Source organism: Spirillospora sp. NPDC048819, from assembly GCF_040650055.1.
Classification (GTDB): domain Bacteria; phylum Actinomycetota; class Actinomycetes; order Streptosporangiales; family Streptosporangiaceae; genus Spirillospora.
Genome location: NZ_JBEZGN010000009.1, coordinates 79,529 through 101,551, shown reverse-complemented (window position 1 = coordinate 101,551; position 22,023 = coordinate 79,529). Strand labels below are relative to the sequence as shown.

Annotated in this window: 28 protein-coding genes; 15 read left to right on the top strand and 13 right to left on the bottom strand. The window is 68.8% G+C overall.

What is annotated here, in order from left to right; all coding sequences use genetic code 11:
- The first annotated feature begins 30 nt into the window (after positions 1–30).
- Positions 31–1,323 (top strand): serine hydrolase domain-containing protein, encoded by a 1,293-nt coding sequence (locus AB0C35_RS15400; protein ID WP_358455388.1) that lies wholly within the window; start codon positions 31–33, stop codon positions 1,321–1,323.
- Positions 1,324–1,482: 159 nt separating this feature from the next.
- On the opposite strand, the gene AB0C35_RS15395 is transcribed toward AB0C35_RS15400, so the two are convergent.
- Positions 1,483–1,860: a hypothetical protein gene (locus AB0C35_RS15395; protein ID WP_358455386.1), complete on the bottom strand. Its 378-nt coding sequence runs from the start codon at positions 1,858–1,860 to the stop codon at positions 1,483–1,485.
- On the bottom strand, positions 1,839–2,237 hold the full coding sequence (locus AB0C35_RS15390; protein ID WP_358455384.1) for an ATP-binding protein: 399 nt from the start codon (positions 2,235–2,237) through the stop codon (positions 1,839–1,841). The genes AB0C35_RS15395 and AB0C35_RS15390 overlap by 22 nt, the downstream gene beginning before the upstream one ends.
- 199 nt (positions 2,238–2,436) lie before the next feature.
- Between AB0C35_RS15390 and AB0C35_RS15385 the strand changes: the two genes are divergently transcribed.
- The 5 genes from AB0C35_RS15385 to AB0C35_RS15365 all read left to right on the top strand — a co-directional run bounded on the left by AB0C35_RS15385 (position 2,437) and on the right by AB0C35_RS15365 (position 6,393).
- A complete protein-coding gene (locus AB0C35_RS15385; protein WP_358455381.1) occupies positions 2,437–3,231 on the top strand; it encodes a helix-turn-helix transcriptional regulator in 795 nt (264 codons plus the stop codon).
- On the top strand, positions 3,222–3,407 hold the full coding sequence (locus AB0C35_RS15380) for a DUF397 domain-containing protein (protein ID WP_358455378.1): 186 nt from the start codon (positions 3,222–3,224) through the stop codon (positions 3,405–3,407). Before AB0C35_RS15385 ends, AB0C35_RS15380 begins: the two co-directional genes overlap by 10 nt.
- A 284-nt stretch (positions 3,408–3,691) precedes the next feature.
- Entirely contained in the window at positions 3,692–3,958 is a 267-nt protein-coding gene (locus AB0C35_RS15375; protein WP_358455698.1) for a DUF397 domain-containing protein, read from the top strand.
- A gap of 501 nt (positions 3,959–4,459) precedes the next feature.
- Complete coding sequence (locus AB0C35_RS15370) at positions 4,460–4,837, top strand: DUF190 domain-containing protein (protein ID WP_358455375.1); 378 nt, start codon at positions 4,460–4,462, stop codon at positions 4,835–4,837.
- 158 nt (positions 4,838–4,995) lie between these two features.
- Entirely contained in the window at positions 4,996–6,393 is a 1,398-nt protein-coding gene (locus AB0C35_RS15365; protein WP_358455372.1) for a cation:proton antiporter, read from the top strand.
- A gap of 93 nt (positions 6,394–6,486) precedes the next feature.
- Here the strand turns inward: AB0C35_RS15365 and crcB are convergent, their stop codons facing one another.
- Genes crcB through AB0C35_RS15350 form a run of 3 tightly spaced genes read right to left on the bottom strand, consistent with a single transcriptional unit; the run spans position 6,487 to position 7,732 of the window.
- Complete coding sequence (gene crcB / locus AB0C35_RS15360) at positions 6,487–6,855, bottom strand: fluoride efflux transporter CrcB (protein ID WP_358455696.1); 369 nt, start codon at positions 6,853–6,855, stop codon at positions 6,487–6,489.
- Positions 6,856–6,857: 2 nt separating this feature from the next.
- On the bottom strand, positions 6,858–7,214 hold the full coding sequence (locus AB0C35_RS15355) for a DUF190 domain-containing protein (protein WP_358455369.1): 357 nt from the start codon (positions 7,212–7,214) through the stop codon (positions 6,858–6,860).
- Positions 7,211–7,732, bottom strand: coding sequence for a CrcB family protein (locus tag AB0C35_RS15350; protein WP_358455366.1), 522 nt, complete (start codon positions 7,730–7,732; stop codon positions 7,211–7,213). Before AB0C35_RS15350 ends, AB0C35_RS15355 begins: the two co-directional genes overlap by 4 nt.
- A 410-nt stretch (positions 7,733–8,142) precedes the next feature.
- On the opposite strand from AB0C35_RS15350, the gene AB0C35_RS15345 reads away from it, so the two are divergent.
- Complete coding sequence (locus tag AB0C35_RS15345) at positions 8,143–8,505, top strand: hypothetical protein (protein ID WP_358455363.1); 363 nt, start codon at positions 8,143–8,145, stop codon at positions 8,503–8,505.
- Positions 8,506–8,582: 77 nt separating this feature from the next.
- Here the strand turns inward: AB0C35_RS15345 and AB0C35_RS15340 are convergent, their stop codons facing one another.
- Positions 8,583–9,200 carry an LUD domain-containing protein gene (locus tag AB0C35_RS15340; RefSeq protein WP_358455360.1) on the bottom strand — a complete coding sequence of 206 codons (618 nt, stop codon included), beginning with the start codon at positions 9,198–9,200 and terminating at the stop codon, positions 8,583–8,585.
- Between the two features lie 169 nt (positions 9,201–9,369).
- Between AB0C35_RS15340 and sigJ the strand changes: the two genes are divergently transcribed.
- A complete protein-coding gene (gene sigJ / locus AB0C35_RS15335) occupies positions 9,370–10,308 on the top strand; it encodes an RNA polymerase sigma factor SigJ (RefSeq protein ID WP_358455358.1) in 939 nt (312 codons plus the stop codon).
- A 39-nt stretch (positions 10,309–10,347) separates the two neighbouring features.
- On the opposite strand, the gene AB0C35_RS15330 is transcribed toward sigJ, so the two are convergent.
- Positions 10,348–10,797 carry a hypothetical protein gene (locus AB0C35_RS15330; RefSeq protein ID WP_358455355.1) on the bottom strand — a complete coding sequence of 150 codons (450 nt, stop codon included), beginning with the start codon at positions 10,795–10,797 and terminating at the stop codon, positions 10,348–10,350.
- Positions 10,798–10,887: 90 nt separating this feature from the next.
- Positions 10,888–11,559: a hypothetical protein gene (locus AB0C35_RS15325; RefSeq protein ID WP_358455353.1), complete on the bottom strand. Its 672-nt coding sequence runs from the start codon at positions 11,557–11,559 to the stop codon at positions 10,888–10,890.
- A 70-nt stretch (positions 11,560–11,629) separates the two neighbouring features.
- Here AB0C35_RS15325 and AB0C35_RS15320 point away from each other — a divergent pair, with 70 nt between their 5' ends.
- Together AB0C35_RS15320 and AB0C35_RS15315 are read left to right on the top strand one after the other, a co-directional pair.
- Positions 11,630–12,217 carry a TetR/AcrR family transcriptional regulator gene (locus AB0C35_RS15320; protein ID WP_358455350.1) on the top strand — a complete coding sequence of 196 codons (588 nt, stop codon included), beginning with the start codon at positions 11,630–11,632 and terminating at the stop codon, positions 12,215–12,217.
- A gap of 3 nt (positions 12,218–12,220) precedes the next feature.
- The gene (locus AB0C35_RS15315) at positions 12,221–13,366 is read left to right on the top strand and encodes a nucleotide disphospho-sugar-binding domain-containing protein (protein WP_358455348.1); all 1,146 of its coding nucleotides are present in this window, start codon (positions 12,221–12,223) and stop codon (positions 13,364–13,366) included.
- 28 nt (positions 13,367–13,394) lie between these two features.
- Here AB0C35_RS15315 and AB0C35_RS15310 read toward each other — a convergent pair whose 3' ends face one another.
- Complete coding sequence (locus AB0C35_RS15310) at positions 13,395–14,051, bottom strand: SDR family NAD(P)-dependent oxidoreductase (RefSeq protein WP_358455346.1); 657 nt, start codon at positions 14,049–14,051, stop codon at positions 13,395–13,397.
- A 241-nt stretch (positions 14,052–14,292) separates the two neighbouring features.
- Here AB0C35_RS15310 and AB0C35_RS15305 point away from each other — a divergent pair, with 241 nt between their 5' ends.
- Positions 14,293–14,925 (top strand): TetR/AcrR family transcriptional regulator, encoded by a 633-nt coding sequence (locus AB0C35_RS15305; RefSeq protein WP_358455343.1) that lies wholly within the window; start codon positions 14,293–14,295, stop codon positions 14,923–14,925.
- Between the two features lie 41 nt (positions 14,926–14,966).
- Here AB0C35_RS15305 and AB0C35_RS15300 read toward each other — a convergent pair whose 3' ends face one another.
- The 3 genes from AB0C35_RS15300 to AB0C35_RS15290 form a co-directional block, all read right to left on the bottom strand.
- Positions 14,967–15,248, bottom strand: a complete 282-nt coding sequence (locus tag AB0C35_RS15300; RefSeq protein WP_358455340.1) for a DUF3303 family protein — start codon at positions 15,246–15,248, stop codon at positions 14,967–14,969.
- Between the two features lie 133 nt (positions 15,249–15,381).
- A complete protein-coding gene (locus AB0C35_RS15295; RefSeq protein WP_358455337.1) occupies positions 15,382–16,533 on the bottom strand; it encodes an acyltransferase family protein in 1,152 nt (383 codons plus the stop codon).
- A 354-nt stretch (positions 16,534–16,887) separates the two neighbouring features.
- Entirely contained in the window at positions 16,888–17,736 is an 849-nt protein-coding gene (locus AB0C35_RS15290) for a LysR family transcriptional regulator (protein WP_358455334.1), read from the bottom strand.
- Positions 17,737–17,847: 111 nt separating this feature from the next.
- Between AB0C35_RS15290 and AB0C35_RS15285 the strand changes: the two genes are divergently transcribed.
- From AB0C35_RS15285 to AB0C35_RS15270, 4 genes are all read left to right on the top strand, one after another.
- A complete protein-coding gene (locus AB0C35_RS15285; protein ID WP_358455332.1) occupies positions 17,848–18,573 on the top strand; it encodes an SDR family oxidoreductase in 726 nt (241 codons plus the stop codon).
- Positions 18,574–18,712: 139 nt separating this feature from the next.
- Positions 18,713–19,252, top strand: a complete 540-nt coding sequence (locus tag AB0C35_RS15280; RefSeq protein ID WP_358455329.1) for a DinB family protein — start codon at positions 18,713–18,715, stop codon at positions 19,250–19,252.
- Between the two features lie 177 nt (positions 19,253–19,429).
- Positions 19,430–20,221: a helix-turn-helix transcriptional regulator gene (locus AB0C35_RS15275; protein ID WP_358455694.1), complete on the top strand. Its 792-nt coding sequence runs from the start codon at positions 19,430–19,432 to the stop codon at positions 20,219–20,221.
- A gap of 11 nt (positions 20,222–20,232) precedes the next feature.
- Entirely contained in the window at positions 20,233–20,952 is a 720-nt protein-coding gene (locus AB0C35_RS15270) for an SDR family oxidoreductase (protein WP_358455327.1), read from the top strand.
- A 23-nt stretch (positions 20,953–20,975) separates the two neighbouring features.
- On the opposite strand, the gene AB0C35_RS15265 is transcribed toward AB0C35_RS15270, so the two are convergent.
- The gene (locus AB0C35_RS15265; protein WP_358455325.1) at positions 20,976–21,989 is read right to left on the bottom strand and encodes a TerC/Alx family metal homeostasis membrane protein; all 1,014 of its coding nucleotides are present in this window, start codon (positions 21,987–21,989) and stop codon (positions 20,976–20,978) included.
- Positions 21,990–22,023 lie beyond the last annotated feature (34 nt).

The window sequence follows — 22,023 nt, the reverse complement described above, 5'->3', positions numbered from 1 at the left end:
CAGTACGGTACGCCGTCTACGGTGGGGCGGATGAAAATGGGGATCGGTGAGGTCGAGGGGTGGCTGCGGGAGCGGCTGCCCGGGCTGGCGGAGGAGCACGGGGTGCCGGGGGTCGCGGTCGCCGTCGGCGCCGGGGAGCGGGTGGTCGAGGCGGCGGCGGGGGTGCTGAGCACGGCGACGGGGGTGGAGGCGACGGTCGACTCGGTGTTCCAGATCGGGTCGGTCACCAAGGTGCTGACGGCGACGCTGGTGATGGGGCTCGTCGCGGAGGGGCTGGTGGAGCTCGACGCCCCGGTGGACAGCTACCTTCCCGGGTTCCGGAAGGCGACCGTCCGGCAACTGCTGTGCCACACAGCCGGGTTCGAGGGGGACGTCTTCACCGACACGGGCAAGGGGGACGACTGCCTGGAAAGGTACGTGGAACTGCTGGCCGACGTGCCGCAGATCTTCGAGCCCGGGGAGATGTTCTCCTACAACAACGCGGGCTACAGCGTGCTCGGTCGGATCGTCGAGGTCGTGCGGGGCGAGCCGTTCGACCGCTGCATGCGGGACCACCTGTTCACGCCCCTGGGCATGACGCACGCGGCGAACGATCCGTACGAGGCGATCCTCCATCGCGCGGCGGTGGGGCACCTCAACGGGAGGCCCGTTCCGGTCTGGGCGATGGCGCGTTCGAACGCACCCGCCGGGTCGATGCTCGCCATGACCCCGCGCGACCTGCTCGCCTTCGCCCGGGCGCATCTCGCCGACGAGGGGCTGCGGGCCATGCGGGAGCCGCAGGTCGTCCTGCCGGACATCGGCTGGGGGACGGCCTGGGGCCTCGGCTGGGAGCTCTACGACCTGCCGGGCGGCCCGGTGTTCGGCCACAACGGCAACACCATCGGGCAGTCGGCCGTCCTGCGCGTCGACCCCGGCCGCGACGTGTCCGTGGCGGTCTTCACCAACGGCGGCGACCGCAAGCCGCTGATGAAGGAGATCCTCGGCAAGGTCGTCGAGTCGCCCGCTGAGCCCGTCCCGGATCCCGCGGTGCGCCCGGACGCCGGGCGCTGCGCGGGCGTCTACCTGTCGAGCACGAGCGAGACCACGGTGAGCGGGGACGAACGGGGACGGCTGTGGCTTGAGCATGTCCCCCTGGGCCTCGCCGCGGACGCCGGCGACGAGTCGTACCGGACGGAGCTGCTCGGCTGGCGGGGGAACTCCCTGCTGCCCGCGGAGCCCGGCCACGGCCCAGTCGCGTTTCTGGGAGACGACGGCGAGGGCCGCGCGCGCTACCTGCACACGGGCCGGGCCGACATGCGCACGGCCGGACGAGTCGAAGCCTGAACTCGCCGTGCCAGATGCACAGGCCGGGGAAGGCGCGGCGCAGTTCGTCGAGGGCGCGATCGATGTCGAGGTCCCGTTCCAGGCGGTCGGCAGGAAGAGACGCCGGCGGCGTGCGGGTGGAGTCGTGCGGGGTGCCGGGGTGGTGGATGTTCACGGCGGCTACCAGGTGGCGGGGTACATGCGGTGCTTGAGCAGCCCGTCGACCTGGTCGGCGGCGTACTTGGTGTCGCCGCACGGCGCGAGGTAGCCGTGCCTGCCGCGTCCGGCCCGGTGGTAGGCCCAGTCGCCGCCGGTGATGGCGCGGGCGGTGATGGCGACGCGGACGTGGTCGGCCGGGCTGAACGCGAACACCCACAGGACCGGCGAACGGGTGGGCAGGTCGTCGGCCTGGTAGAGCTTGACGCACTTGTAGCCCTTGGCCTGGACGGCGACGGCGAGCAGGTCCAGGTAGCGGATCGCGGTGGCGCGTCCGTGCCGGGTGCGCCACCGCAGCGTGCAGCGCCGGGTCCAGGCGGTCAGCGGACGCAGCGAGCCCATGTGATCTTTCCTTCCTCGTTGAGCGGGCGGACGCCCCAGTCGTGGACGAGCTGAGCCATGAGAAGAAGGCCGCGCCCGCCGATGGCGTCGTGGTCCTCGGACCCGACGACGGGCAGCCCCGGGCCCTGATCCCAGACCTCGATGAGGGTGAGGGACTCGGCCGGGTCGGGCAGGATCCGGACCACGATGTGCCCGAACCCCACGTGCCGGTAGCTGTTGGTGACCAGCTCGGTGACCACGAGACGGCCGATGTAGTCATCGGCGTGCCCGAGCTCGGCGAACCGCTCGGTCAGGTACCGACGCGCCCGCGCGGGCGCCCGCTCGGTCGGCTCCAGAACAAGCGCCGGCGCCTCGGGCACGAGCAGTACTGCTGGCATCGGTGAACCCCCTGTCTGAATGGCGGCTGACCTCAAGCGGGCCCTTCACGCAAAACGGAAGATCCCGCCCGATATCACGCTGTGTTGTCGAACGAACACCATCCAGCCATGAGGCCGATTACGATATCTGGGAACTACATATGTACTAACAGAAGACTAACGATCACTGCCCTAGTCATACCGTCAGCCGGGAGACGTCATGTCGATGCGCAATAGGGTGAAGCCCGAGTTCCTGAGCTTCGGCGCGGAGGTCAGGCGTCTCCGCAAGGCCGCAGGACTCAACCAACAAGAACTCGCTGACCTGGTTAACGTGACGCGCAGTTACATCACACAGATCGAGTCCGGTCGGACGCGCTGTCGCCGGGACTTCGCCCTGCGGCTGGACCGGGCGCTCAAGTCCGGCACCACCATCGTCGAGGCGTGGGACGAGCTACTAGAATCCATCAAGTCCGACAAGTACCCCGAGTTCTTCGCCAACTTCCCGAAGGCCGAGCAGTCCGCGAGCATGCTCCGTGCTTTTGAGGAGCGAATAGTTTACGGATTGTTTCAAACGGAGGCGTACGCTCGCGTACTTTTGGGTGACGACGACGCTCTAAAGAACCGAATGAGGCGACAGGAGATCCTACGTCACAACCCTTGCCCCACCGTCTCGGTCGTCATGGACGAGACCGTCCTCTATCGCGAAGTGGGAGGCAAGGAGACGATGAAGGAGCAGCTAGAGCATCTCATCGAGCTTTCCCAGAGAGACAAGATCAACTTGCAAATAGCGCCGATTTGCTACATACGCAACGTATGGACTCCCTTTGTTATCGCCACGCTCCCCGACCAGCGTCAGGTCGTGTACACCGACAATGCATACGGTGGCGAGACTACGACCAGCCCGAGGCACGTGGCGCTGGTGAGCGAGACATTTGTTATGTTGCAGGGAGAGGCGTTGAACGTGCGGGATACACGGGCGCTCATCAGGAAGGTTGTTGAGGAAAGATGGACGTAAGCAGAGCGGTGTGGCACAAGTCGTCTCGAAGCAAAGAAGACGGCTCCAACTGCGTAGAGTTGGCCTTCGCTTCAAATTTTGTCGCAGTGCGTGACAGTAAGGATCCGGGTGGCCCGAAACTCATCATGAGTCGTGACGACTTTCGGCGCTTCGCTGAGACCCTCAAGGATCTCTGAGTAGAAACTTTCTCTGCGGACACACACAGGAGGAGTTGCCTCGATGGGCCGGCCGCAAGGGCGTCAGGGCGAAGGTCGGCGGTGGCTGCGGGGAGCCGGGCCGCAAGCGGGCGCCTGCGGCACCTCCGAGCTCGCTCGGATTGGCGTTTGAGGGCGGTGCCGGATCAATAGACGAAGGGGTGATCGGCGAGAGTGCGCCACAGCAGGCTCCAGCTGAACGTGACGATAACGAGGCCGGTGTAGATCGGGTGCCGGACGAGAGCGAGGATGCCGTCTTGCCCAGCATGCTGCCCTCCACGGGCTTGGGGAACGGAGACAGATTGATGCCAAGCCGTTCGGATCCGCGGATGATGAATGCCGCCCCGGTCGCGCCCAGCAGTTCGGCCTGGCGCAAGGCGTCCAAGAGCCATGAAGACGGAGACCAGTGTGTCGAGATCGCGCATGCTCATAATGCCATTTTCGTCCGCGATAGCAAGGACCCGGAAGGTTCCAAACTCATCATGAGTCGTGACGACTTTCGGTGCTTCGCGGAGATCCTCAAGGATTTTTAAGTAGGGACTTTCTCTGCAGGGCTGATGCGTTTTCATATCGCGAGCCCGAGTAGTTGAAGGGCGTGGTTGGTCCAGCCGATGGCTGTGGTGCAGGGCTTCCAGCCGCCAATGGCCGCGGATGTGCACGGCGAGTGGGGCGGGCTGGGCGTGTTCGGCGGTCAGGCTGGTGACGGTGTACACGGTGGTGATCGTGGGACTCCCCCGCTCAGCCGCCTGGCGCTGTCGAGGGTGAACACGCCGTCACGGTCCAGCGGGTCCAGGGATAGTCGGCTGATTATGGCTCGGCCGTCAAGGGATGCTGCCGCGATGTCCTTCTTGGTGGCATCGCCGGAAATGTAATTGTGTCACGCTGTTGAAATGTGCCGACATCTCACATTATTGATTTTCTGGATACGGCGGGTGAGTTATCCTGGCCATGGAAATGCGTGGTGGTGGGCCCCGCCGTCAATCGTGACGTCGACTCCGTCGAAGGTCCCTGCCCTTCGACAGCGGGAGAACAGTGTGCGAACCACCGAGTACGACTTGGCCGTCCGATTGACGATCTTTGTTCTGCAGACCGACCAATACCGTCGCCGGCCGGTGTACTGCGAGATCGTGCGCCGGGCGCACCGGAGGGGACTGGCCGGGGCGAGCGTGTTCCGTGGCCTGGAGGGCTTCGGCGCCTCCGCGCGGATCCGCACCCCCCGGCTTTTCTCGCTCAGCAGCGATCTGCCGGTCGCGATCGTCATAGTCGATACCGAGGAGAAAATCCACGAATTCCTTCCAGAGGTCGACGAACTAGTCAGCGAGGGACTGGTCACCCTGGATCAGGTCCAGGTCTACCGGTGCACCCGCGGACGAACACCAGAACTCGGCCGGTCGCGTTCTCTGATCGAGTGAAACATCAAGCACCTCGACACGGAGTCTCGTCAAAGTTCTGTTCAAGCTCCCCTTCACGCACTGTTAGATCATAATTACATAGCGTAGTTTCTCAGGGTGCACTAGTCGAGTCTCACCCGTAGCGGTGGACAACGCCTGCCCTCCACCGGAGGTAAGCCATGTCCCTGGAAGTCGGCGAAGTAGCCCGGATCCTGACCGTGCTGGCGATCTTCCTGTCGGCCGCTCACCTCGGCGCGGCCCTGTTCGTCAAGCTGCGCCAGCCCCCGGTGATCGGCGAGATCGCCGGCGGACTGCTCCTCGGCCCCAGCGTCCTTGCCCTGGTCGCCCCGTCGGTCAGCGGATGGCTCGCCCCGACAGGCACCCCGACTGGGCACATGCTGGGCGTGGTCTACCAGCTCGGCACGATCCTGATGGTGTTCCTGGCGGGGTTGGAGATGCGACCGGGCGACGAGGGCGCCGCGCGCCGGACCGTCGCCTACACGAGCGTGCTGGGACTGGTGATCCCCTTCGCCGGCGGCCTGGCCATCGCTCAGGTAATAGACCCCGGCGCGCTGGCCGGGCCGCACGGCTCGGCCGCCACGATCTCTCTGGTGCTGGGGTTGGCGATCGCGGTGACCAGCATCCCGGTCATCTCCCGGATCATGATGGACCTGGGCATCATGGACACCCTGTTCGCCCGCACGGTCCTCACCGTCGCCGTGATCGAGGACATCCTGCTGTACGTGGTCCTAGCGGTGATCCTCGGCCTCGCCAATGTTCAGGCCGACTCGACCCACGGCCTGCCCGCACTGATCGGAGCCGAGGGAATCGGGTGGTACGTGGCCTATTACGTGGCCGCGTCGGTGCTGTTCTTCGCGGTCTTCCTCGCTGCGGGACGGGCGCTGTTCCGGTGGCTGTCGCACCATCTGCTGGGCGTGCTGGAGCGGCGCAGCCCGGTGGCGCTGCGGCTGCTGTTCCTGTTCGCGCTGTGCCTGTGCTGCATGGGGCTGGGCATCGACCCGATCTTCGGTGCCCTGCTGGCCGGCATCGCCATGGCCGAGGCGAGGACGGAGAGCATGGACGTGCCGACGGGGGTGGCGGCAGGGCCCTCTGCGGCGTCGCCGGGGCTCGGCCCACTGCGGGGATTCTCCTTGGCCTTCTTCGTCCCGATCTACTTCGCGCTCGTCGGATTCCGCCTCGACGTGGTGCACAACCTGGATTTGGTGTTCTTCGCCTGGCTGTTCGTCGTGGCCTGCCTGGTCAAGTTCGGCGGCGTGTGGGCGGGAGCTCGGCTGGCCGGCAACAGCCCGGCGTGGTCGACCGATTTCGCGGTGGCCATGAACGCCCGCGGCGGCCCCGGCATCGTGCTGGCCTCGGTGACCTTCGCCGCAGGCGTCATCAACGCCACGTTCTTCGTCGCGATGGTGCTGCTGTCCATCTTCACATCGCAGCTCGCCGGTGTGTGGCTGCGGCGGACACAGGCCCGGGACAACACGTTCACCTCACCCGAACCGGGCGTGCCGCAGGTGTCAGAAGGCGTCGTCCAGGGAGAGGCGGTGCCGGAGACGGTGCGGTGAGCGCCGCCGGTCAGCCGGCGAGAGTTGGCCAGTGGACTGGACTCGTGGACGGGGTCCGTGGCTCTTGCCGACAGGGCTGTCAGGGCGGGATGGTCACGATGTCTCGAAGGCCTGGGCGAGGGCCATGCCGCAGTAGGCGGCGCCCAATCCGGCCACCACCGAGGCGACTGCGTTGAGCAGGGCGTAGGTGCGGGCGCCGTCCTCGGCCAGGCGCAACGTCTCGTACCCGAAAGTGGAGTAGGTCGTCAGCGCACCGCAGAACCCGGTGCCGGCCAGCGCCATGACGCCGTGACCGGCGGGCAGAGCGGCCAGCAAGCCCAGCAGTCCCGACCCGGTGACGTTGACGGTGAACGTGCCCCAGGGGAACACGCTGTCGTGGCGTGCCTGCACCATCCGGTCGGCCAGGTACCGCAGCGGCGCGCCCACCGCCGCCCCGAGCGCGACCAGTAGCACGGTCGGCACGCTCACCGCGTGTCCTGCCCGGGGCCGTGGCGGCCGGCGTGGCGGATCACCTCGACGGGGTCGATCATGACCAGGCCTTTGGTGACCAGCTCGTCCAGTTGCGGCAGGAACGCGCGGATCTTGTCCTCGGCGTCGATGATGACGATGGCCAAGGGAAGATCCTCCGACAGCGACAAGATCCGGGTGGTGTGGATGCGGCTGGAGGCGCCGTAGCCTTCGATGCCGCGGATCACGCTGGCGCCGGCCAGCCCGGCGCGGTGGGCGCGGTGCACGATCTCGTGGTACAGCGGTTTGTGGTGCCAGGTGTCGCTCTCCCCGACGAAGATCGTCAACCGCAGCGCGGAGCCTTCCAGTTTCATCGGTGTCCTCCGTCGTCGCCGTGATGGGTCCGTGCACGGGCCAGGAGCCTCGTCAACTCGGCCCCCGCGTACACCGCCGCCAAGGCCCCCACCAGGGTGGCCGCCAGATACGCCAGCGCGGTACGCGGCGCGCCCGCCTCCACGGCCTGCTGGGCATCGACGATGTAGGTGGAGAAGGTGGTGAAGCCGCCGAGCACTCCGACTCCCAGGAAGGGGCGCACGAGGAGGTGCGGCTGCCACAGCTCGATGATCGCTGCCATCAGCATCCCGATCAGCAGGCATCCGGACACGTTGATGGTCAAGGTCGCCCACCCGAACGCGCTGGGCGGGCGGGGGTACGCCACGCCGATGCCATAGCGGGCCAAGGCCCCGAGCACACCACCGGCCGAGATGGCTGCCAAGGTCGCCCACGGGGCACGCCGCAATTGCTCGCGCAATCTGAACCGCTGTTGGGGGACACGCGGATCAACATTGGAATCAACCGCGTGGGATGCGCCATGGGCGTTGCTGTCGGGCATGGGTGCCTCCTACCGAGATGACGATGTCATCGGCAGGGACCGTTGTCGGCTAGCTGACCCGCCTTAAAGGCGAGCGCCGCGGTTACTCCGCTCGCGAGCGGAGGCGGTGGGCCCCACCACCGCAGTCCCAGGAGACAGGAACCTGCCCAAGTGTACCGGTGCCGCGTATCCTTCTCCGGCGCGCCGGGAGCCCGTTCTGGGCCGAAGGGACGGGATCTGCGCGATGATCATAGGTCCTTTGGCCTGGGGGAGGTCGCGTCGCCTTGGACGTAGCGGATCTGCGCCATGGTGACCGGCAAGTGGCCGGCGGGAACGAGAACTCTTGGGTGGTGAGTGTGGTGCTGGCACGGCTTCCATCCCAATTCTGGGGTGTCAAGTATGTCGGAGCCCGGTATCCGGGGTCACGGGCCGTGGCTGAAGAACCCGGTATCGCCGGTGGCGCCAACTGCCAGTTGTTCGCGTATGAGGTGCTCAGGTACTTCGGGCTCGATGCGCCTCCGCTGCGTTCAAGTGAGTTGTGGGCCGACGCGGAGAAGACGACATGCGTGTCGGTCGCCCGGCCGCTGGACCTGATCCTCTTCAACGCCGCCAACGATGCCTGGGGTGCTCATGTCGGCGTCTGGGGTGGCGATGACCAGGTTCTTCATCTCAGTTCTGAAGTCGGGTATCCGGCTGTGTGGTCAATGGACGAATTTGCGGCACGGGACCGGTACCGAACCGTCATCGGCGTCAAGCGCGTCATCGCCAGGCTCCCCGCACAGGCGACCGACTGACCGACTCGGGCCTGAGAAGGACCTTGTTGCGGGTACTGGAGTGTGCGCCTTGGCGGGGAGCCGGCCGTTCGCGTGGTTTAGAAGCCGATGGCTTCTCGGAGTAGTAGGACGGTGCCGCGGCCCGGGTGGGGTTCCGCGTTGAGGATGAGAAGGCGGTTGATGGCGCTGGGCCATCCGTGGACCGCCTGGGTTCGGGCGCTTTCCAGCGGGAGGCAGTGCTCTTCGACGCGGCGCAGCGCGGTGCTCAGGTCGGGTACCACCTTCTGCGCCCCGACGATCCAGATGGCGCGGGCGGCGCCGCCGGAGTAGCCGGGTATTTGGGTTCCGCTGCCCGAGGCGGCCACGATGGAGCCGGTTTCGGTGACCGCGGCGACGCTTCCCACGACGACGTCGGGGCCGGCGAGCAGCCGCCGGATCTCGTCCATTTGGGTGGCGCGGTCCATGGCCAGGACGCGTGGCTTGATGGCCTGGTACCGCCCGCTGGCGTTGATGTCCTCATCGATGCCGGACAGGCGGAGGGTTTCGCTGGCCCCGGTGAATACGCCGGCGCCTTCAGGTATCAGCTCTTTGACGCGGGTGCGCGCGGCGGCGGCGTCGTCGAGGATTTCCACGGTGAAACCGTGTGCGGTCAGGGCGGTGGCCGCCCGCTCCAGGGGCTGCGCGGGCGCCGGGTCGGTGAACGGTGTCGTCGGCATTGGGGTAGTCATGACGTCTCTGAGCTTCCTGTTCGCTGGATGATGTGTCCGTCTCAGCGGTTCGACAACACAGCCCCCCGGAATGTGAGGCGACGCATCGGCCGCACGTTTCAGTGCGCTGTCTTGTCGAACTGGTGAGGGCACATGCGACCGAGGGAGCCGCCGCACCATGACCAGCCAATCCGGGCCAGGGCAGGGCCGGGCCGATCCGGGCCTGGACGCGATCATGAGCGAGCGGAGTCAGCTGATCAATCTCGCGTACCGGCTTCTGGGCTCCCTGGCCGAGGCCGAGGACGCCGTCCAGGAGACGTACACCCGCTGGTACGCCATGTCCCGGCAGCAGCGGGACGCCATCGAGGTCCCCGGCGCCTGGCTGACGACGGTCGCCAGCCGCATTTGCCTCAACGTGCTCAGCTCGGCACGGGTCCGACGAGAGACCTACGTGGGCGAATGGATCCCCGAGCCGCTGCCCGCACGTACGGAGTGGATCAGCGGGCGGACGGGCGGTGCGGCCGCCGACCCGGCCGACCGGGTCACCCTGGACGAGTCGGTCAACCTGGCCTTCCTGGTCGTGCTCGAATCGATGACCCCGGCCGAGCGCGTCGCGTTCATCCTGCACGACGTCTTCCGGTACTCCTTTGCCGAAGTTGCCGAGATCGTCGGCCGTACTCCGGCGGCGTGCCGCCGGCTGGCCTCCTCGGCCCGCCGCCGCGTCCGGGCCTCGCAGCCTTCCGCGACTCCGGTGGCCCAGCGCGCCGGCATCGTCAGGGACTTCAAGCAGGCGTGGGAGGCCAAGGACATCGACGCCCTCATCGGCCTGCTCGACCCCGACGCCACGGCGACCGCCGACGGCGGCGGCCTCGCCACCACCTTCCTGGACCCCATCGAAGGCGGTGAGCAGATCGCGCGCGCCTGGGTCGAACTCGCCCGCCGGAGGCCCGGCAACATGACGCTCCTGGAAACCACGGTCAACGGTCAGCCCGGTCTGAAGGCTCGGCAGGACGGCGTCACCGTGACGGTGTTCGCGTTCGAGGTCGCGGGCGACCGGATCAAACACATCTGGGTGGTGCTCAACCCCGAGAAACTGCGCCGCTGGACGACGGATTGAAGCGTTTGCTCCGCTGCCGCAGGACGAAGATCAGCATCGTCACGACCATCGAGACCGCGAGTCCGGCAAGGAGCGCGACGTATTGGAGCATGTCGAAGAGCATTCCCTGGCCGCGCTCCCGGCTGGGTGCCACGGCCACCTCGACGTCGTTGCCGTCGGCGTCGCACAACACGGTGTACCGGCCAGGTGGCTGCGGGTCCGAGTCTCGTAGGCGGGATACCACTCCGTCCCCTGGAAAGTGACTTCCTGCGTGGTGTTGCCGTAGGTCAGCGGGACCCGTTCGCCGTCCGCGTCGTGCACCGAGCAGCGAACGCTGACGCCCGCTTTCCATCCCTTGCCGAAAAGGACCGTCAAGCCCTCTTCGGCCAGGTCGACGTCAACGCGCTCGCCTGTGCGAAAGGTCTCCACCGGCTCGGGGGCGACACCGGCCATCATGCCGATCGCGACGGACGCGGCGATGCCGATGGCCAGCGGCAGCAATCCGGCCAAGTACCACAGGGCCGATGGCCGAAGTTTGTTCGGGCGAGCGGGCTTTGTCGGGATCTGATCCCATCGATGAACCATCAGGGCGGCCGGGGGTCAGGGCGACAGTTGCTGCTCGGCGGTGCCCTGCCGCCGGACGACCCGGACGTCGGCGGGGCCGAACCGCCGCACCGCGGTCACCAGGTCGGCGGGGACGACTTTCCGGGCCGGTATCTCCACCGGGACCGGTTCATGGTCTTGTGCCGGCGCGTCAGCGCGGCGGCGTACCTCGATCGTGACGGCGGCTGCGCCCTTGCTGAGCACGAGGCGGTCGACCGACCGCCACAGCGTCGGGACGCCGCCTAGCTTGACGCCTCGGGCATTGACCTGAAGGGCCGTGCGCATCTCCAGGTAGTACCGCAGGACCAGCAGTCCGCCGGGCACGATCAGCGCGACCGCGGGCACGCGCACCCCCAGGACCTCGTCCAGGACGATGACGAACAGGTACGCCCCGGCGACGATCGCGGCGGTCACGCCGATGGCCGCGAGCAGCAGGCCCGGCGACCGGCGTCGCGTCACGCGGTACACCGTCCGGTTCCAGGCCCGGCGCACCAGCAGGTAGCTGGGCACGGTGAGCGCGGCGCCGATCCCGAGGATGACGAGTCCGGGCGTCCGGCCGTTGGTGGAGAACGTCGCGATCAGCGTGCCGATCAGCAGCGCGGCGATGCCGAGCGTCAGGACCAGGCCGCTGAACGGCATGGTCGGCTGGGCGGGAGGGGGGTGTGACATGGCCACCTTCCTTTGATCCTGTCTCGCGTCGCCTGGCATCGGCGCGAATTTTCACGTTAGTGTGATTAACATGAATTCGCCAAGGCCCTACACGATGCGGGTGCGCGCGGAGCGCGCCGAGCGCAATCGGCGGGCGATCCTGGCGGCGGCGGTGACGCACCTGAAAGGGCGGTTGCGGTCGGACATCCGGCTGGACGACATCGCTGCACAGGCCGGGGTGACGGTGCAGACGGTGCTGCGGGTGTTCGGGTCCAAGTCCCGGCTGTTCCAGGTCGCGATGGACGAAGTGATCACCGAGATGCGGCGGAACTTCGAACAGGCCGAGCCCGGCGACGTCGCCGAGGCGGTGCGGACGTGGTTCGACCACTACGAGGAGTTCGGCGATGTGGTGATCGCCAACCTGGCCGACGAACACGATCCCGCGGTCGCCCCGGTCGTGCGGATCGGCCGCGAGAAGCACCGTGAGCGGGTCGAGACGGCGCTGGCGCCGCAGTTGGCGCGGTTCGACGGCGCCCGCCGGGACCAGGTGATCGACGCTCTGGTCTGCATCTGCGACGTCTACACGTGGAAACTGCTCCGCCGGGACATGCGGCGGCCCCGCGAGGAGGCCGAGGCGACCATGCACATGATGATCAGCTCAGTACTGGGGGTGGAGTGACCTATGGCTCGTTTCCTGTTCGTCTCCTGGGGCGGAGCGGGCAACCAGACGCCGGTGTTCGGTCTCGCGGCCGCGCTGGCGGCCCGCGGCCACGACATCACCGTCGCCGGATACCCCGAGCAGCGCGACCGGTTCGAACTGCTCGGGTTCGAGTTCCTTGCCTTGCCGCGTGCCCAGCACGCCTGGCCGTCGACACCGCCGGACGACTGGATGCCGGCGCTGGTCGACGCGGTCTGGGCATGCCCGGCGCACCTGGAGGACATCCCCGGCCTCATGGCCGGTGAGCGCTACGACCTGCTGGTGATCGACTGCTTGATGTTCGCCGCGCTGGCCGCGGCGGAAACCGCCGGGATCCCGGCCGTGGCACTGGTGCACAGCGCCCCCGGCGCCATGGCGCCACCAGGCGGAGGTCTCGATCATCTCGCTCTGCCGCAGGTCAACGCGGTGCGGGCCCGCGCCGGCCTCACGCCGTTGCCCACGCTGTGGGACGCCTGGCGGCCCTTCACCGCGCTCGTCACCAGCGTCCCGGACCTCGACCCGTACGACGGCGGCCTCCCGGACGGATTCGCGTTCGTGGGACCGGTGTTCGAGCCGCCCCGAAAGCCGCAGTGGACGTCGCCGTGGGCCACCGGCGACCACCGCCCGCTCGTGGTCGCGAGCTTCTCCACAGGGCAGGCATGGGACCAGACCAGCCGCATCCGACGTACCCGGGACGCCCTGTCGGACGGCCGGTACCGCGTGCTGATCACCACCGGCGTGTTCACCGTCGACCCCATGCCCGGCTCGCCTGATGTGTCGCTGGCGCCGTATGTGCCGCACCATGCCGTCCTGCCCGAAGCGTCCGTCATGATCAGCCACGCGGGCCACGGGACCGTCGCCGCGGCCTTGTCCCACGGCGTCCCCATGGTCTGCCTGCCCAACTTGGCGGCCGACCAGCCCGCGCTGGCCCACCGGCTCGCCGAACTCGGCGCCGGGATCGTCCTCGACGGCGACGCCGCGACACCGTCCGACATCGCGGGAGCCGTCAGCACCGTGCTCGGCGACGCCGCTTACCGCGACAACGCCCGCCGCCTCGCCGAGGTGATCAAGGCCGCCCCCGGGACGGAGGGAATCGCGTCGCGGCTCACCGGCCTCCTGGCCGTGAGGTGACGCACCGCGAGAATGGGCCGGGCGAGGCTCAGCCGTCGTAGGGGACGTGCGGCGTCCACGTGGCGTCGGGCCTGCTGACGGCCTGCCACATGGCGTCCGCGATGGGAGCCGGTGAGAACGGCCCGTCCTTGCCGAGCAGGCCGTTGACCTGGACCGCGACCGCGCGGATCCCGTCCGGCGCCAGCGTCGCGTCCAGGCTCGTGACGAGGTTCCGCACGGCCGCCTTCTGGACGCCCAGCGACGCGGCGCCATGCCACGGTGCGTCCGCCGCGGCGGACCCGGTGACCAGCAGACGGGCACCGGACGGCAGGAACGGCCGCGCCGCCTGGACGGCGGGGAGCAGGGCGCCGGCCCCCAGGGCGACGTCCTCGAGCAGTTCGGGGACGCTGAGGTGCAGCGGATCCTTCTCGCGCCACGCGCTGGGATTGAAGTGCAGGACGTCGATCCGGCCGTGGCGTTCTCCGATTCCGCGGATCACGCCGGAGACGTCCTCCGGATCGTTTAGGTCCACGCCCACGCCTTCTGCGCCGTGCCCCTCGTCCAGGAGGGGCGCGGCCAAGGACTCGGCCTGCTCGGCCTTTCGCGCGGCCAGCACCGCGAAATACCCCTCGACGGCGAAGCGGCGGGCGACGGCGAGTCCCAGACCGGGACCGGCGCCGAGGACGACGCAGACGGGCGTGGTCATACCGTGAACTCTCCTCAACCATCGATCCGGCCCGTGAACCGGTACCTGAGAGTCTGCCCTGGTGAGGGGCCCAGGGGGTGGACGCCTGGCCGGTCTCGTCCGCATCGACCCAGGCCGCAGAGGCTTTAAACGGCGCAGCGCACAAGGCTTACCCTGGCTCGATCCAAAATTTGCCCCGATTTGAACGCATTCTCCGCTAAAGGCATGTTCTGTCCCACTGGTTTCCGCGTAGCGTGACGGAATGCCGAACGTCATCGCACATCAGCGCGTCATCGACTGCGCCACCAGGTTGTTCGGGGAGCTCGGCTACGACGGTACGTCTCTCCAGCTCATCTCCGACTCCCTCGGCGTGGACACCTCGGCGATCATCGAGGTCGCCGGGGACAAGTGCGCCCTCTACAGGGAGGTCATGGAGCAGGCTTTCGAAGCGGAACGGGCGATGTTGGAGGCGTCCGTGGCGCGGGCCGGCCCCGGGCGGTCGGCCGTCCACGACATCGTGGACGGCTACCTGGATTTCCACGTGGCGAACCCGCAGAACCGCGCGCTCTGGGCACAGCGCTCGGTCGCCGACGCCGCCGACATCTCCGAGCTCGAGGACCGCTACGTGCGGCCCCTCTTCAGACTCGTCGCCCGCAGGATCAGGGACGTGGTGCCCCCGGACGTCGACACCTACTACCTGCTCGGCACCATGGTCTGGTGCGTGCACGGCTTCCTGGGGTCGGGACTCTTCAACCGCTCCCGGGGGATGAGGAAGGCCGACGACCCGGCGGCCGTCGAATCCTTCCGGGCGCACCTGCACGTCCTGATGGAGCGCCTCCTCGTCCCCCAGGCCCCGCCCCCGCTCGACGCGACCATGATCAACGCCTCGGTATGACCCCGGCGAAGGTCGTGCGGGCGAGCCGAGTCCGGTTCGGCCTAGCGCAGGGCGGCGAGGCCCTTCCGCATGTCCTCTACATTCATCACCGGTTGGATTTCGATTTTCGCGCCCAGTTCCTGGAACAGGGGCTCGGCGATGCTCGGCAGCGTTGAACTGTCCTGCATGTCGAAGACGATGGTGCAGGACCGTCCACCCTCGGTGGGGCCGAAGTAGGCCGCCTCGGGACTGAGCTGTTGCAGCAGAGACTCCATGACCTCCGCCAGCCTGCCGTTCTTGAGCACCTCATTGGCAGCCTGGGTGTCCATTTTTGCCCTCAGCATGACTCTCATAATGCTTCCCCCGTCCATCCGGGCCGGCGCGGCCCCGTCCGCGCCTGCTGGAACCCGGCGTTCTGCCGAGCACCCTTCCCCCGGTGCTCTGCGTAAACAGCCGATCACCCGTTCGTGTCCGCGGCTACGACGGTGAATAGACGGACCGTCGTTCCGCTTCGTCCGGAACAGCATCGCTCGGGGGGCCACCAGCGGGAGAGGAATTCGCGTCCGGCCTGGTCAGGTCCACTGGTTGCGCTGTCGAAGGGCCGGAGGGCATGGCATTGGCGGGGAACAGCCAGGTCGCCTTCGGCTCGATGAGGCGGCGGGTGACCTTGGTGACCGGCGGGGTGCACAGCAGGGTGGCCACCACAGCGGCCCCGGTGACGCTGATCAGCATCCCGGGAGTGGTCTGCATGAAGGCGGTCTGGTGCAGGCCGGTGTAGACGATCGTCATCGTGCCGAAGCCGTGCAGCAGGTAGGCGTACATGGTCTTGGTGCCGAATGCGGTGAACCAGGTCTGCCGGCGGGGTACGAGGGTCAGCACTGCGGCGGCGAGGGCCGTGGCGAGCAGCAGTACGCCCACGTGGATGAACACACCCGGGAACAGCCCGACGTCCAGCCATGCGTAGCCCCGGTCCCAGTAGGTCCAGTACTCGGGGACGTACCGACCGCCGGTGTAGTAGAAAGTGGCGCCACCGGCCAATACCACGACACCTGCGGCGGCCATTGAAGGTTTCTTCAGGATTTGGAAGTGCTTTCGCTCCAAACACACTCCCAGGACGAAGAAGGGAAGGAGGGAGAACAGGCGGCGGAGCGTGAGTTCGTGCGGCATCGCGTGGGTGTAGGAGATGACGGTGAGCGCCACGGCGATCGCCAGAGGCCACCGGACGTTCCGCCAGAACGGCACGGTCAGGCGCCAAATGAACACCGACATCAGAAACCACATCAGATAGGTCGGCATGAGGAACTGCAAATTGAATGCCGCGACACCCGTGTGCCAGGCGTAGAGCGAGTAGAACGTTTCGAAGATCACGTACGGCAGTGCGATCCGGGTGATCAGACCGCGCACCTTCTCGTCGCTGAAGACGAAGTTGCGGGCCAGGTGGCCGGTGACGATGATCAGCAATGGCATCCGGAAGGTCTGGAGCAGCAGCACCGCCGGGTGTGTCGCATTGGTCGGCGGAAGCAGGGTCACCGTGTGCCCGATGACGACCAGGACCACCGCGAGGAACCGCGCGTTATCAAAGAAGGGATCCCGGGTCTTCTGGTTTTCCGCGATCTCGACCGACCTCACGAACATAAACATAGTGTGCCATGGGACGGCAAATGGATGGTCCCGGGCGGCGACGCTCGCATCCGAAGTTATCCCGCACCCGCATTTATTGTGGCGGCCGTCACACCTCCCGGCGGTCGGCCGGCTCGGCGCCGGGCCGGTACCGGTGGGTGTGCAGAAGTGATGGCGGCCGCACCTCGGCGTTGCCGCTGTTCGTCATGTATCCGATTCCGTGGCAATTCAGGCCGGGAAGTGGCCGGGCACCGGCATTTTCCTGCGTTTCACCACCCCCGACCTCGGCGACGAGCAGGCCGGGCTGCGGCCGGCGGCCGGCGAGCTGTGCCGGGGCGGCCGAAGCGCGCGGCGTTCGCGCGGTCAGAGCCGGACGGCGGCGCGGATCAGGCCGGCCAGGGCGCGGGAGCGGCTGTGCGGCGGCCACGCGATCACCGTCGTCACCGTCGGCGCGTCCAGCAGCGGCACGGTGGCGATGCCGGGGTCCCGGTGAGACCGGCACGACTCGGGCAGGACCGCCGAGGCGCGGCCGAGCGCGATCAGCTGGTACAGCTGCGCATGGTCGCGGACCGGGGGACCGGGGCCGTCCGGGTACGTGCCGTCGGGGCCGGGCCAGCGCGGCAGCGGCAGGCCGGGCAGCGCGGTGACGTCGGCCATCCGCAGGTGGGCCCGGCCGGTCAGGGGGTGCGCGGCAGGCAGGACCGCGACCTGCCCCTCCGTGGACAGCTCCTCGGTGTCGAACCCGGCCGTCGAGTCGTAGGGCCGGTGCAGCAGTGCCACGTCGGCCCGCCCGTCGCGCAGCAGGCGCTCCTGTTCGCCGGGCCCGCACAGGAGCACGTCGACGGTGGCCGCGCCGGGTTCGGCGGCGTAGGCGTCGAGCAGTTTCGCCAGCAGTTCGCTGGACGCTCCGGCCTTCGTGACCAGGACCAGCCCCGGGTTGCCGGTCGCGGCGAGGGCGGCGCGGCGGGTGCGGCGGTCGGCGGCGTCGACCGCGTCGAGGGCCGCCCGGCCCTCGCGCAGCAGCACCGACCCGGCCTCGGTCAGCGTGACCGTGCGACTGTTGCGTTCCAGGAGCGTCGCCCCAAGCCGCCGTTCGAGCTGCCGGATCGCCCGCGACAGCGGCGGCTGCGCGATCCCGAGCCGCTGCGCGGCCCGCCCGAAGTGCAGTTCCTCCGCGACGGCGACGAAGTACCGCAGCTCCCGCGTCTCCATGCCGCCACGGTACCGGCGGGCCGCCCGATTCTGAATCGATACCCGGGAGGTATCGCTGCCCACCCAGACGGTGTTGGAGGTCCCGTCCGGACTCGGGACAGGATTGACCGCATGAGCGAACAGACGATCGCGCTGATCACCGGCGCGAACAAGGGGATCGGGTACGAGATCGCGGCCGGTCTGGGCACGCTCGGCTGGAGCGTCGGCGTCGGCGCCCGGGACGAGCGGCGCCGGGAAGCCGCCGTGGACAAGCTGCGCGCGGCCGGCGTCGACGCGTTCGGCGTGCCGCTCGACGTGACCGACGACGCGAGCGCGGCCGCCGCCGCGGGGCTGGTCGAGGAGCGCGCCGGCCGCCTCGACGTGCTGGTCAATAACGCCGGCGTGACCGGCGGCGGGGCGCAGGAGCCCACCCGGGCCGACCTCGCGGCCGTGCGGACGGCGGTCGAGATCAACGTCGTCGGCGTCATCCGCGTCACCAACGCGATGCTGCCGCTGCTGCGCCGCTCGGCGTCGCCGCGGATCGTGAACATGTCCAGCACCGTCGGCTCCCTCACCCGGCAGTCCACTCCCGGCGCCGAGACGGGGCCGATCGGCGTCGCGTACGCGCCGTCGAAGACGTTCCTCAACGCCGTCACCGTCCAGTACGCCAAGGAACTGGCCGACACGAGCATCCTGATCAACGCCGGATGCCCCGGCTTCTGCGCGACCGACCTCAACGGATTCCGCGGCGTCCGGACCCCGGAACAGGGCGCGGCGATCGCGATCCGGCTCGCGACCCTGCCCGACGACGGACCGACCGGCGGGTTCTTCGACGACGACGGGGTGGTGCCCTGGTGACGGACGGACGAGGCCCGGCCGATCACCGCTTCGGACCACATGTTCGTGATGCCTCGTCGATTCAGGTCAGGAACTGGCCGCTACCGCCCCTAGCGTGATGGTCGTCCGACGGAGAACGAACCGACCGAAGGTGGGGACCATGACCGCTGACGACCCGATCACCGAAGTGCCCGTCACCGGCGAGCGCGCCGACCTGCTGGCGATGCTGGCCAAGCACCGGCATTTCCTGCGCTTCACCACCCGCGACCTCAGCGACGAGCAGGCCGGGCTGCGGCCGACGGCCAGCGAGCTGTGCCTGGGCGGCCTCATCAAGCACGTCGCCACGGTCGAGCGGAACTGGGCGAACTTCATCGTGGACGGCCCGTCCGCGATGGGGAACTTCGACGAGATGACCGAGGACGACTTCGCGCAGCGGGCCGCCGAGTTCCGCATGCTGCCCGGCGAGACGCTGGCCGGTGTGCTGGACGCCTACGCCCAGGTCGCCCGCCGCACCGACGAACTGGTCGCCACCCTGCCCGATCTGGACGCGGCCCAGCCGCTGCCGAAGGCGCCGTGGTTCGAGGACACGCAGTGGTCGGCCCGCCGGGCGCTCATGCACATCATCGCCGAGACGGCCCAGCACGCCGGGCACGCCGACATCATCCGCGAGTCCCTGGACGGCGCCAAGAGCATGGGCTGACCGGGGGAGACGAGCCGCGGCCGGGCGATCGCGCCGCGCCGCACGCCGGCGGCGACGCGTCCCGGCGGCGTCCTCGCCCGAGGTTGCCGGGGCGGCGGACCGCTCTCGACGACCTCACGATCATGGTGGAGTGTGGTCGATGCCGGACGTGGGCGTGAGAGGTGCGGTTTGACGCAGGTGCATTCGGTGCTGGTGCGGGTCGGGGACGAGCGGTGCGCGACCGTCGCCCGGCGGGCGGCGCCGGGGCTGCGGCCGTACGTCGCCGGATACGGGGCCTTTCGCGCCGGGACGCCCGGTGACGCGCAGCGCAGGGTGCTGCCGCTGAACCTCATCACCTTGATCGTCGACCTGGACGGGCCGGAACCGCTGCTCTTCGGGGCGCGGGCCGCGCCGATGGTGTACGGGGAGGCGCGGTGGCGGCGGGGCGTCACGGTCGGGCTGACGGTCGCCGGGGCGCGGGCCCTGCTGGGGGCGCCGATGCACGCGATGACCGGTGCGGCCGTCCCGTTGAGCGACATCCTCGGCCGCCGTGCCGGGGAACTGGCGGAGCGGCTCGCCGCCGTACCGGGCCCGGCGGCGCGGTTCGCCGTGCTGGACGATCTGTTCACCGCGTGGCTGCGTCCGGACGTGCGGCCGGACGGCCCCGCGACCCGCGGGTGGTGGCGGCTTCAGGAGACCGCCGGCCGGATCGCGGTGGGGAGCCTGGCCGCGGAACTCGGCGTCAGCCGGCGCAGGCTGGAGACCGGGTTCCGGCGGGAGATCGGGCTGAGCCCCAAGACGGTGGGGCGGGTCGCGCGGTTCCAGCGGGCCGCGCAGGTGCTCAGCGCGCCGGCGGGCACCTTCCAGGACGCCGTCGCCTGCGGGTACGCCGACCAGCCGCACTTCAACCGCGAGGTCCGTGCGATGGCGGGGATCACGCCGACCGAGCTGTGCGCATTCCTTCAATACGCCGAGCGGCTCACCGGCTAGCGTTCGGAGCCATGACGCTCAACGGTAAGACGGCCCTGGTGACGGGCGGTTCACGGGGCATCGGCCAGGCCATCGTCCGGCGTCTCGCCCGGGACGGCGCGCGGGTGGTGTTCAGCTACCGGGACGACGAGGCCGCCGCCGACGCGCTCGTCCGGGACGTCGCGGGCACGGTCGCGGTCCGTGCCGACCAGGAGGACCCCGCCAATGTGGAGACGCTGTTCGAGCCGGTCGCCGACGGGCTCGACATCCTCGTCAACAACGCCGCCGTCAACCCGCCCACCCCGATCCGCGACATCACCGCCGAGCTGTTCGACCGGGTGATGACGGTGAACGCGAAGTTCCCGCTGCTGGCCATCCGCCGGGCCGAGCCGCTGCTGCGCGACGGCGGCCGCATCGTCAACGTCTCGACGCTCAACACGGCGCTGCCCGTCCCGGGCCTGGCGCTGTACTCCGCGAGCAAGGCGGCGCTGGAACAGGTCACCGCCGTCGCCGCACGCGAGTTCGGGGCGCGGGGCATAACGGTCAACACCGTCTCGCCGGGTCCGACCGACACGGACCTGCTGCGCGCCACCAACCCGCCGGAGGCGCTGGAGCAGACCACGGCGTTCACCGCCCTCGGCCGGCTGGGACGGCCCGCCGACGTCGCCGACGTGGTCGCGTTCCTCGCCGGCCCCGACGCCCGCTGGATCACCGGCCAGAACATCCGCGCCACCGGCGGCCTCCTCCTCTAGCCGGCTTCGGCCCGGCCGGCGGGTCAGCGGGAGGCGCGCTCCTCTTCCTCACGCTTCTTGCGTTTGCGGAGGGAACCGGGCTTGGCCTTCTCCTCCGGGTGGGCGCGGACGCGGACCAGGCTGGCGACGGTGGTGACCACCAGGATCAGCAGGATCACGACCAGGGAGAGCGGCGTCGGGATCTCGGGGATCGACTCCGAGACGTCCTCGTGCAGGAACAGCATGATCAGCTTGACGCCGATGAAGATGAGGATCGCCGAGAGGCCGATCGTCAGGTAGACCAGGCGCTCCAGCAGCCCCTCGATGAGGAAGTAGAGGGCGCGCAGGCCGAGCAGGGCGAACGCGTTGGCGGCGAAGACGAGGAACGCGCTCTGGGTGATGCCGTACACCGCGGGGATGGAGTCCAGGGCGAACAGGACGTCGGTGCTGCCGATGGCGACGAACACCAGCAGCAGCGGCGTCGCGACGCGCTGGCCGTTCTCGTGGGCGAGCATCCGGCCGCCGTGGTAGTCGTCGCTCAGCGGGAAGAGCTTGCGGGCCCGGCGGACCAGGAAGGTGTCCTCGACGTCGGGTTCCTCGTCGCGGTGCCGGATGAGCTGGACCGCCGTCCAGATCAGCACCAGGCCGAAGATCAGGAACGTGAAGGAGAACAGGCTGATCGCCGCGCCGCCGATCGCGATGAGGATGGCGCGGAGGATCAGCGCGGCCGCGATGCCGAACAGCAGCGTCTTCTGCTGGTACTCGGCGGGGACCTCGAACCGCGCCATGATGATCACGAAGACGAAGAGGTTGTCGACCGACAGGCTCTTCTCGACGATGTAGCCGGAGTAGTACTCCGTGCCGGCCGTCGACCCGATGAACGCCCACACACCGAGGCCGAACAGCAGCGCGACGGCGATGTAGAAGATCGACCAGAAGGTCGCCTCCTTGATCCCGACCGCGTGCGGGCGCCGGACGGCGACGACGAGATCGAGGACGAAGAGCGCGACGACCAGAGCGATCGTCGCGACCCAGGCCCCCGCGGATATTTCGACCATCCAGCGGCTCCAGTCGGTGCGAGGCGTCGGCTCT